The sequence below is a fragment of the Ruegeria arenilitoris genome, from assembly GCF_013031355.1.
Classification (GTDB): domain Bacteria; phylum Pseudomonadota; class Alphaproteobacteria; order Rhodobacterales; family Rhodobacteraceae; genus Ruegeria; species Ruegeria arenilitoris_C.
The window spans coordinates 100,666-111,087 of the sequence record NZ_WPZO01000011.1 but is presented as its reverse complement, the minus strand read 5'-3'; the positions used below and the strand labels follow the sequence as shown (position 1 = coordinate 111,087).

Genomic DNA, 10,422 nt, shown 5'->3' with positions numbered 1-10,422 from the left:
CAGGACTGACCCATGATCCAAGACAACCCTGCCCTCATCGACGCCATTCGCGACCGGTTTGCCCATGTCGACAGCTGCCCGTTCCAGGGTGAGCGCATCTTTTTCGAAAACGCCGGTGGCGCGCTGACGCTGAAATCGGTGGCCGAGACCTCGGCGTTCTACGCTGCGATCCCGGATAATCCGGGCCGGATTAACCCGGCGGGGCAGGGGACACAGAACGTGATCAACAAGGCCAAAGGTGATCTGGCCGTGTTCATGAACGCCACTAGCGGTCAGTTCTTTGCGGGCGAAAGCGGCACCGAGCTTCTGTTCCGCATGATCCGCACCGCCTGTCTGGTGGCGCCGAAAGGGGCCAAAGTTATCGGCTCCTCCATAGAACACCCCGCCACCCGCAGTGCCGCGCGCCGTTGGGCCGAAATTGCCGGGCTGGACTATGTGAATGTCCCCCATGACAACGAATCCGGTTTGGTCACGGCTGAGGATTACACCGCGCTGATGACCCCGGATGTCGCGGTGGCGACGATACTGCACGCCTCGCCGGTCACCGGCATGGGTATGGATGTGGCCGCAATCTCGGCCGCGATCCGGGTGGTGTCGCCAGACTGCATGATCATCGTCGACGGCATTCAGCACGCGGCGCACGGGCAGCTGGACCTGGACGCCTACAATGTCGATGGCTACGCGATCTCGCCCTACAAGGTGTTTTCGCGCCACGGCTATGGCATTGCGTGGATTTCCGACAAGCTGAGCGCCACGCCCCATGACATGTTGATCGATGCCCCGGCCACCGGCTGGGAGTTCGGCACCCGCGATACTGGCTCTTACGCCACCGTGTCGGACGTGGTCTCTTATTTCGATTGGCTGGGCGGAGAGGTGTCGGACGAAACCGAGCCCCGCGCGCGGATCGAGGCCGCAGGTCGCGCCATCCATGCCTATGAGACCCATCTAACCAACACCGCCATCAACGGCACGGGCAACCTGCCGGGCTTGCGCGATATGGACCACGTCACCATTCTGGCCGGGGCCGATAACCCAGCGCGCGAGGGGCTGGTGTCGATCGTGGTCGACGGCAAAGCCTCGGAGGACGTGGTCGAAATCCTGAACCAGCAGGGCATTCGCACCCATACCCGCAAGGCCGACCACTATTCGGGCAATGTCCTCACGCCGCTGGGTTTGCTGGATTGTATCCGCATCTCGTTCTGTCACTACAACACAGAACAAGAGATTGCCCGCCTGCTGGGTGCGATCAAGGTGCTGGGTCAGGACGGCTGACAGCCGAAGCTTTGATCTAAAGCAGGAGGATGGGTGTGGGTCATTTCGATACGGGCCTCAGTGTAAACCGGGGTGATCGGGTCGACCTGCACCGATTTATCTTTGTGGTGATGCCGGGGTTTTCAGCCTTGGATCTGGGGGCCGGCATCGACTCATTAGCTGCTGCCAACACCGCGTTGGGAAAACCCGTTTTTCACTGGCATATCGTCAGCGAAGGGGGTGATCCCATCCGTTCCTCGTCTGGCATGACCGTGGCCGTGGAAGGGGATTTGCCGGAGGCCCGCCGCGATGATTGCATCGTTGTGTGCGGCCCACTTGATGCGCAGCAGCACCCGCCATCAAAGAAGATCACGGGCTGGCTGCGGCAGGCGGCCCGGCTGGGATCGCGCCTGTGTGGGCTGGGTGGTGGCGCGTTGTTCCTGGCGCGGGCCGGTCTGGCGGGTGAGGGCAGGATCAGCACCCATTGGCGCCTGCAGCCAATCTTTGAGGAAAGCTTCTTGAAACTGGACTCGGTCTGTACCGTTTATGAGGCCGAAGCCAGTGTTGCCTCTTGCGGCGGCGGGGCCGCGACATTGGACCTGTTTTCCGCGCTGATCCGGCAGAAGGCCGGGGCCGAGGCCTCGAACCAGGTGGCGGATCACCTGCTCTGTGCATCGATGCGGCCTGGCAACAGCCGCCAGACCATGACGGACGCCTGCCGGTTACAACATCGGAACAAGAAGCTCTCGAAAGCCGTAGCCATTATCAAGGACTGCCTAGACAACCCTCTGCCCACCTCTCTGATCGCCGACCAAGCAGGCCTATCAACGCGGCAACTTGAACGGCTTTTTGCGCGCTACATGGGCAGCTCGCCCAAGAATTACATGACGGAGCTGCGGCTGGAGAGGGCGCGGACGCTGCTGCAACAGACCGACATGCGCGTCATCGATGTCGCTATCGCCTGCGGGTTTTCCTCGGCCAGCCATTTCTCGAAACTCTACCGCAAGCAATTCGGCCTGTCGCCGCATGTGGAACAGAACGGCCCCTAGCGTCGAGGCCGTTCCGAAGGTCCGGTATGGCGGGTTCAGCCACGCATCCGGGCGTTGTCCGGATCGTAAAGCGGGCGCAGGCTGGCCCGTGCCGGAACAGGCTGCCCGGCCACCATCACCTGATAGCTGCGCGCGGCGAGGTCTTTCATTTCCATACCTTCAGGCCGGGTGACATAGCCCAAACCAATGGCACCACCCACGGTCCAGCCATAGCTGGCCGAGGTCAGCCGTCCCACGATTTTGCCATCACTCAGGACAGGTTCTTTGCCAAAGACCAAAGCGTCAGAGTCTTCCAACCGGAAGGACAGCAGGCGACTTGTGGCGCCCGTGGATTTCCGAGCTTGAACGGCCTCTTTGCCGGTGAAGTCGGTGGCGAAATCGCATGCGAAGGTCAGGCCGCTGTCAACCGGACTGTCAAAGGGCCCGATATCGTGGCCCCAATGGCGGAACCCTTTTTCGATCCGACAGGAATCCACCGCCATGCCACCGCACAGGCGTGGCGCATCCGGGGCGGCCATGATGGTCTCGAACACCTGTTGGGCAAATTCGGCGGGCACGTGCAGTTCCCACCCCAACTCTCCGACATAGGTGATCCGCTGTGCCCGCACCGGGGCGTGACCCACATGCAGCACCTGCCAACAGCCGAACGGGAAGGCTTGGTTCGACAGATCGGCATCGGTCAGCCCGGTCAGGAAATCCCGTGCGCGGGGTCCCATCAGGGCCAATGTGGCCTCGGACGAGGTCGTATTGACCACCGACACCCCGGTGCCCGCCAGTTGCGTTTTCAGCCAGTATTCGGTCTGCGGCTCGGCCCCGGCAGAGGCCATGACCATGTAACGGGTCGCACTCAGGCGCGCGACGGTCACATCGGCCTCAATCCCGCCCTGCGGGTTGAACATATGGGTATAGACCAGAGCCCCCGGCGCAACCGCCATATTGGCCCCGCAAAGCCGCTGCATCTGCGCTTGGGCGTGCTGTCCGTCCACGATGAACCGTCCAAATGTCAGGTCGATGCAGCCCAGATCGGTGCGCAGCGCCTGATGCTCGGCCTGCCAATCGTTAAACCACGGCTCGCGTCCGAACCCGTCGGTTATCTCGCGACCGTAGTAGAGGGGGCGTTCCCAGCCATTGGCACTGCCGAATTGCGCGCCCGCATCGCGCAGATGGGTGTAGTAGGGTGTCCGGCGCAGGCCGCGCGCTTCGGTTTTGCGCAGATAGGGCCAGTGCATCGCATAGGCGTGCCCAAGGGTTTCGGCGGCCTTGGTTGCCGTATAGCTGCGCGCGTTCAGGCCCGGGACGATGCGGCGGCTGTCCACATCGGTCAGGTCCATGGTCATCTGGCCGACCATGATCCACTCGGCCAGCGCCTTGCCTGCACCGGGGCCGTTCTGGATACCGGTCGAGTTGAATCCGGCGGCGACCCAATAGCCCGCCACATCCGGGACAGGGCCCAGATAGTGTTTGGCGTCGGGGGTAAAGCACTCCGGTCCGTTGAAGAACTTGCGGATGCCGCTTGTCGCCAACGCTGGAACCCGCTCCATCGCCGCTTCGAGGATGGGATAGAGGTGCTCTTCATCGCAAGGCAATTCGTCGAATTCGAACGTCTCGGGCAGGCCCTCCTTGGGCAGCCACGGGGTCGCGTTGGGTTCCGAGCAGCCGATCAGCAGCTTGCCTGCGTCCTCCTTGTAATAGGCGTATTCATCCATCACACGCAGGACGGGCAGATCTCCGGTCACGCCCTCAATCGGATCGGTTACCACGTAATAGTGATTGGTGTAGTGCAGCGGGATCTGCACGCCGTGCGTCAGGCCGAACTCGCGCGCCCACATGCCGGTTGCGTTGACCACATGCTCGGCGCGGACCAAGCCCTGCTCGATTTCCAAACCGATGGCGCGGCCCCCTTCGATCACGACACGGGTGACTTTGGTGTCTTCGAAGATTTGAGCACCATGGGTCCGCGCGCCCTTGGCCAGCGCCATCGTGGTGTCGATCGGGTTGGTATAGCCATCCCCGGGGAACCAGAACGCGCCTTTTGCGCCCTCGGTCGACAGCAGCGGCCAACGGTCCTGCGCCTCGGTCAGGCTGATTTCTTCAGCGCGGAGGCCGCAGCCGTGAGTATAGTCGACCTTGCGGCGCAACTCTGCCACGCGCGCTTCGGTCAGCGCCACGGTCATCGAGCCGTTGCGTTTGAAGCCGGTGTTCTGGCCGGTTTCATCCTCGAGGCTTTCCATCAGGTCGAGGCCGTATTTCGCCAGCGCCGACATAACCGGCACGCCTTGTGTTTCACTGACCAACCCTGCGGCGTGCCAGGTTGTGCCGGATGTCAGTTTCTTGCGTTCGAACAGAGCAACCGACCACCCCGCCTTGGCGAGGTGGTATGCGGTGGCGCAGCCAACAATGCCGCCGCCGATGATGGCGACCTGCACGTCGGTCGGAAGTGGTTTTGCCATGGTTGTTATCCCCGCAACCGGTCGTTTTCGGGATCGTAGAAGGGCACCGTGGACACGGTCGCATTGACCGGAACACCCAGCACTTCGATCTGATAGACGTCGCCGGGTTGCGCGGCCTCGGTCAAATACCCCAGAGCAATCCGCTTGCCGATGCGGAACCCGGTGCCGCCTGAGCTGACATAACCCATCGGTTTGCCATCGCGGCAGATCGGGTCAGAAGAAAGGGCATCCGCGCCGTGACCGCCCAACACAAAGGCGGTGAAATGATAGTCCTTCGGCTGTTCGGCCTGCGCCAGAAACGCGTCGCGACCGACAAAGCTGTCTTTCTTCTTGCTGACGAAACGATCCAGTCCTGCATCGAACGCGGTGTATTCGATACCGAAATCGGCGCCCCAGCCGTGATAGCCCTTTTCCAACCGCATGGCGTTCAGCCCGTAAGAGCCGAATTCGACGATGCCGTGATCTGCACCCTGTTCCATGATGGCGTTGTAAACGCGGACCAGGTCGGCGCTGCGCAGATGCAGCTCCCAGCCCAGCTCACCGACATAGGATACCCGCAGGGCAGTCACCCGCGCGCCTGCGATGGTGATTTCGCGGACCGACATCCATGGGGCGCTATCCCTGGACAGATCATCCTCGGTCAGCGGTTGCAGCACCTCGCGGGATTTTGGCCCCATGACCATCAGGGCAGCGTCAAAGTCCGAGCCACGGGTCAGGGTCACGCCCTCATCCGGCAGGAATTTGGACATCCAGTCATGGTCGCGCTGATCGGCCAGAGTGGGGCCGCAGAGCAGGTATTTGTTCTCATCCAGCCGCGCAATCGTGGCCTCGGACCAGATTTTACCCTTGGGCGTCAGCATGTAGGACAGCTTGACCCGGCCGACCGATGGCATCGCGCCGCAGAACACCTGATTGAGGAACTCGGTGGCGCGCGGCCCTTCGACCTCGTACCTGGTAAAGCCACCGTGATCCATCACGCCGACATTGTCGCGCACGCCTTCGCATTCGGCTTTGACCGCGTCATGCCACGCCTCGTGATGGAAGCTGAGTTGGCCATCATCTTTGATGTCGCCGGTCTGGAACCAGAAGGCGCGCTCCCACCCGGCGACCTGTCCGAAGACCGCACCCTTGGCCTTGAGCGTGTCGTAGAGCGGTGTTGTCTGCAGCGGACGGCCCGATTTCCACAGGCGGTGTGGGTAGGGGATCGCGTATTGGTGCTCGTAAAGTTCGCTGGACCGTTTGACGGTGTAATCGAACGTGGCCCATTCCTCGCCAAAGCGGCGGGGATCCCAGAACGACATATCCCATTCGGTCTCACCTTCGGTGATCCATTCGGTCAAGGTTTTCGCCGCCGCAGCTGAGTGGGTAATGCCCACCGGGAAACAGCACGCATGGTAGAAGTTCGGCAGACCAAAGGCGGGGCCGCAGAGTGGCGCGCCATCCGGGCTGTAGGGGATTGGGCCGTTCACGAAACGGCTGACACCAGCCTCGCCCAGCAGCGGCACATGTTCCAGCGCGGCTTCTAGAATTTCGGCGATGTCGTCAACGCTGTCGGGGTAGAGCTGATTGGCAAAGCAATCGGGCATCCCGTCCAGCCATGCGGGGCGACCTTCGTGGCCGTATGAGCCCAGCAGAAGTCCGTTCCGCTCGCGCCGCAGGTAATACATGATGTCCGGGTCGCGGATGAGCGGGAAGTTCTCGGGATTTGCCTCAAGCTCTGGCAGGCTTTCTGTGACCAGATACTGGTGCTCCAGCGTGACGACGGGCAGTTTCTGACCGACCATCTCACCAACGACGCGGCCGTAATAGCCACCGGCGTTGATCACGATGTCACAGATCACATTGCCCTTGTCGGTCTGCACCTCCCACTCGCCGGACGCGCGGCGTGTAATCCCGGTGACCGTGGTAAACCGCGCGATCGCAGCGCCCTGATCCCGCGCGCCTTTAGCCAGCGCCTGGGTTAGTTGCGAGGGGTCCACGTCGCCCTCATACGGGTCGAAAATCCCACCGATGATGCTGTCACCCGAGCTGAAGTAGGGGTGCATATCGTCCATCTCGGACGGTGTGAGCATCGCCATGTCATAGCCCAACCCCTTGGAGATCCCGACAAGGTGACGGAACAGATCCATGCGTTCCTGCGTGTGGGCAGGCCAGAAGGCGCCGGTGTGGCGATAAGTGATCGGGTAGTCGACCTCGTCGGCCAGATCCTTGTACAGACGCCAGGCATAGTTGCCTGCGCGCATCCCACCCCAACTGTTGGCGTAGGTCGGGATGTTCCCCGCCGCGTGCCAGGTCGAGCCGCTGGTCAATTCGTTCTTTTCGATCAGCAGGGTGTCGGTCACACCGGCTTTGGCCAGATGATAGAGGGTCGAGACACCGACCGCGCCGCCCCCGATGATCACAACTTTGGCTTGGTTTTTCATGGGCTCAGTCTTTCAAATGAATGGGCAGGCGGGCGCGCAGGGCGGCCTCGACCTCGGCAGGAAGGTGGGACGGCGCTGGCTGCGCCTCGATCTCGGCGACGCGGGCGATGGCGCGGTCCCAGACCGTTTGCGCACCACTTTCCAGCCAGTCGTTGACGCTTTGGCGGTCGCCGAGGGCCGGGTAGACATATTCCTTGGTCATCAGGTCAAGCGTCTGGGCGGTGCCCAGGTAGTGGCCTTCACCGGTGACGACCTCTTCAATCATGTCGAGGTCGATCGAGCCTTCGAACATCTCGACCCCGCGCACGGTGCGCAAGATCGCACCGCACATGTCATTGTCGATCACCAGCGCCTCTTTGCTGGCGGCCATGATCGAGCCAAGCATGCCAACGGACAGGTTGATCATGTCGGCCCCGCCCTGCGCGGCCAGCGCAATGGTGTAACCCTTTTCATACCCCGATTGCGCATCCGCCGTTTTAGCGTCGGTCATGCCCGCAGACACGGTCGACGGCAGCCCTAGGTTCAACAGCAACTGTGCAGCGGCCGCGTTGGCCACCGCGGCCTCACCCGAGCCGCCGGTCATCGCCCCGGTGCGCAGGTCGGAAATAAAGGGCAGGAAGGCGAGGATACAAGGGAAACCCGGCTGCATCATGTTAACCAGCACCAAACCGGCCAGTGATTCCGCCAGACCCTGCGCCAGAGCGCCTGCCAGTGAGGCCGGGCTGGTCGCCCCCGCCTGCGCTGCCGAGCAGATTTGCAGCGGCATGCCCAGGCGCACGCATTCCTGCATCACGCCGCAGGCTTCTTCGGCCAGTGTCAAAGGCGGTACAACATGGCAGACTGAGGCAAAGCAGAAGGGTTGCTTGCGGAACGCATCTTCCCCGCCCAGGGCCTCATCGAACATTTCGATCACCGGTGTCACATTGGCCGGTTCAAAGAAACTGGTGCCGATGGGTTTCGAGGTTGCCTTCATTGCTGTGAAGGCGGTGTTGATATCCAGCGTCAGCGGGTCTTCCAAGTCACGCGCCACCACCGGACGTAGGGAATAATGGATGCTGTCACTGGCATCCACAATCCGCATCAGGCCATAGAGGTCCTGCAAGGTGCTGTCCCGGAACGCGTTCGTCGCAGCATCCAGAATCTGGACAGCGGCCCCACCGGTTCCGATATGCACCCGGCCGCCGCCAACCTCGATCCCGCGATCGCGGATATATCCCGGAAGCTCAACCCGTTTGCAGGCTTTGGCGATCATGTCTTCGACCAAGGCGCGCGGGAAGGTTATGCGCCCGTCATCTCGCTCGGTCGCCCCGTTTTCCCGCGCCAGCGTGCGAATGTCGTCTGGTGCGCCGGACACACCGATACGTTCGAGAATGTCGAAGGCAGTATCAGTGATATGCGTCAGCTTGCTGTCGTCCAGCGGCATGAAACGGCCGCCAACGGGCGGCAAAGTCATCTGTGGCGTGGCGGATTTTGCCGCCCGTTTTGTTCGTGTTCGCCGCATAAGCGCGTCCTCAGTGAAGTGTTTTCTCGCGCATCTTAGGAAGGGCCAGTGATTAGCTCAATTCCATTATTTGCAGTTTTTCGTGAGAGAATTTCACACTAAACCTTCAGGCCCGTTTTGCGGCGCGGTCGGCCAGCACCCGATCCAGCCAGCCTGGATCCATTTCCGGAACCGAAGACAGCAAAAGATCGGTATAGGGCTGGAACGGAGGCGAGAAAATCTGTGCCTTCGGACCTTGCTCGACAATTTTGCCGTGCTGCATCACCACCACTTCATCGGCAATGGCCCGCACGGTCGAGATATCATGGGTGATGAACATATAGGCCAGGTTGTGTTCCTGCTGCAGCTTGTCCAACAGGCGCAGGATACCTTCGGCCACCAGTTGATCCAGCGCCGAGGTCACCTCATCGCAGATCACCAGTTTCGGCCCGGCTGCCAACGCGCGCGCGATCCCGATCCTCTGTTTTTGCCCGCCCGACAGTTCCGAGGGCAAACGGTTGATGTATTGATCCGGCTCCAGCTCGATATCATCCAGCAAGGCGCGGATTTCCTCGGTCAGCTTGCGCCCTTTCAGGCCGCGGTAATAGGTCATCGGCCGCCCGATGATATCGCGAATGCGCTGTTTCGGGTTCAGTGCGGTGTCAGCCATCTGATAGATCATCTGGACGGCCTGCAACTGGGCTTTGCTGCGCTTGCGGAACTGCGGTGACAGCGGCGCACCGTTCAGCAGTATCTCGCCCTGCACCGGCGGCAATAGCCCCATCAGGCTGCGGGCCGTGGTGGACTTTCCCGATCCACTTTCCCCAACAACCGCCACCGTACGCCCGGCGTGAAAATCGATTGACACGTTATTCAGCACCGGAGTTTTCATCGCGGGATATTGTGCCGTCACACCACGCAGTGACACTGCCGGCACCGCATCTGCCGCAACCGGTACTTTTTGGGCCGATTTGAACGATCGCACCGCCCAGAGGGATTTGGTATAGGCCTGTTTCGGTGCGTTCAGCATGGTTGCTGTATCCGCGGCCTCGACCTCTGCACCATGGCGCAGCACCATGATCCGGTCCGCCATCTGCGCCACCACCGAAAGGTCGTGGGTGATATAGATCGCCGATGTACCAAAATCCTCGACAATATTCCGGATGGCCGACAGAACCTCGATCTGAGTAGTGACGTCGAGCGCCGTGGTGGGTTCGTCAAAGATGATCAGATCAGGGCGGCAAGCCATCGCCATGGCGGTCATGGCGCGCTGCAACTGCCCGCCGGACACTTGATGCGGATAGCGAAAGCCGATCTCTTCCGGGTTGGGCAGCTGGAGCTGCCGGTAGAGCTCGATGGCATCCTTGCGGGCGTCTTCCCGCGACATCAGCCCCCGGCGCACCGGAAATTCGGTGTGCTGGTTGATCAGCTTGAATGCGGGGTTGAAGCTGGCCGCCGCGGATTGCGCCACATAGGCGATCCGGGTGGACCGCAAGTTGCGACGGGTTTCGCGATCGGCACCGGTCAACTCAATCCCGTCGAAATGGACGCTGCCCCCCGAGAACCGACATCCGTCACGCACATAGCCCATCGCGCCCAGGCCAATGGTCGACTTGCCTGCGCCACTTTCTCCGATCAGGCCTAGCACTTCGCCCTTGACCAGAGACAGATCAACGCCTTTCACAATCGGTTTCCAGCGATCCTCGGACAGGCCCTCGATCTGCAGGTTCTGCATCGTCAGCAGCGGGGTGTTCGTGTCTTTCATACTC

Annotated in this window: 6 protein-coding genes; 2 read left to right on the top strand and 4 right to left on the bottom strand. The window is 61.6% G+C overall.

Going from position 1 to position 10,422, the window contains the following annotated elements; translation table 11 throughout:
• Positions 1 to 12 precede the first annotated feature (12 nt).
• The gene (locus GOX63_RS19880; RefSeq protein WP_170328432.1) at positions 13 to 1,272 is read left to right on the top strand and encodes an aminotransferase class V-fold PLP-dependent enzyme; all 1,260 of its coding nucleotides are present in this window, start codon (positions 13 to 15) and stop codon (positions 1,270 to 1,272) included.
• A 35-nt stretch (positions 1,273 to 1,307) separates the two neighbouring features.
• A complete protein-coding gene (locus GOX63_RS19875; RefSeq protein ID WP_170328433.1) occupies positions 1,308 to 2,300 on the top strand; it encodes a GlxA family transcriptional regulator in 993 nt (330 codons plus the stop codon).
• Positions 2,301 to 2,335: 35 nt separating this feature from the next.
• Here GOX63_RS19875 and GOX63_RS19870 read toward each other — a convergent pair whose 3' ends face one another.
• The 4 genes from GOX63_RS19870 to GOX63_RS19855 form a co-directional block, all read right to left on the bottom strand.
• Positions 2,336 to 4,750, bottom strand: coding sequence for a GcvT family protein (locus tag GOX63_RS19870; RefSeq protein WP_170328434.1), 2,415 nt, complete (start codon positions 4,748 to 4,750; stop codon positions 2,336 to 2,338).
• Between the two features lie 5 nt (positions 4,751 to 4,755).
• Positions 4,756 to 7,173: a GcvT family protein gene (locus tag GOX63_RS19865; RefSeq protein ID WP_170546929.1), complete on the bottom strand. Its 2,418-nt coding sequence runs from the start codon at positions 7,171 to 7,173 to the stop codon at positions 4,756 to 4,758.
• A 4-nt stretch (positions 7,174 to 7,177) separates the two neighbouring features.
• Complete coding sequence (locus tag GOX63_RS19860) at positions 7,178 to 8,674, bottom strand: trimethylamine methyltransferase family protein (protein WP_170546926.1); 1,497 nt, start codon at positions 8,672 to 8,674, stop codon at positions 7,178 to 7,180.
• A 106-nt stretch (positions 8,675 to 8,780) separates the two neighbouring features.
• Entirely contained in the window at positions 8,781 to 10,418 is a 1,638-nt protein-coding gene (locus GOX63_RS19855; protein WP_170546923.1) for an ABC transporter ATP-binding protein, read from the bottom strand.
• Between the last annotated feature and the right edge of the window lie 4 nt (positions 10,419 to 10,422).

What these genes read in the sequence shown, in the direction of transcription:
- GOX63_RS19880 (WP_170328432.1), top strand. Translation starts at nt 13, where the DNA reads ATGATCCAAGACAACCCTGCCCTCATCGACGCCATTCGCGACCGGTTT.
- GOX63_RS19870 (WP_170328434.1), bottom strand. Translation starts at nt 4,750, where the DNA reads ATGGCAAAACCACTTCCGACCGACGTGCAGGTCGCCATCATCGGCGGC.
- GOX63_RS19865 (WP_170546929.1), bottom strand. Translation starts at nt 7,173, where the DNA reads ATGAAAAACCAAGCCAAAGTTGTGATCATCGGGGGCGGCGCGGTCGGT.
- GOX63_RS19860 (WP_170546926.1), bottom strand. Translation starts at nt 8,674, where the DNA reads ATGCGGCGAACACGAACAAAACGGGCGGCAAAATCCGCCACGCCACAG.
- GOX63_RS19855 (WP_170546923.1), bottom strand. Translation starts at nt 10,418, where the DNA reads ATGAAAGACACGAACACCCCGCTGCTGACGATGCAGAACCTGCAGATC.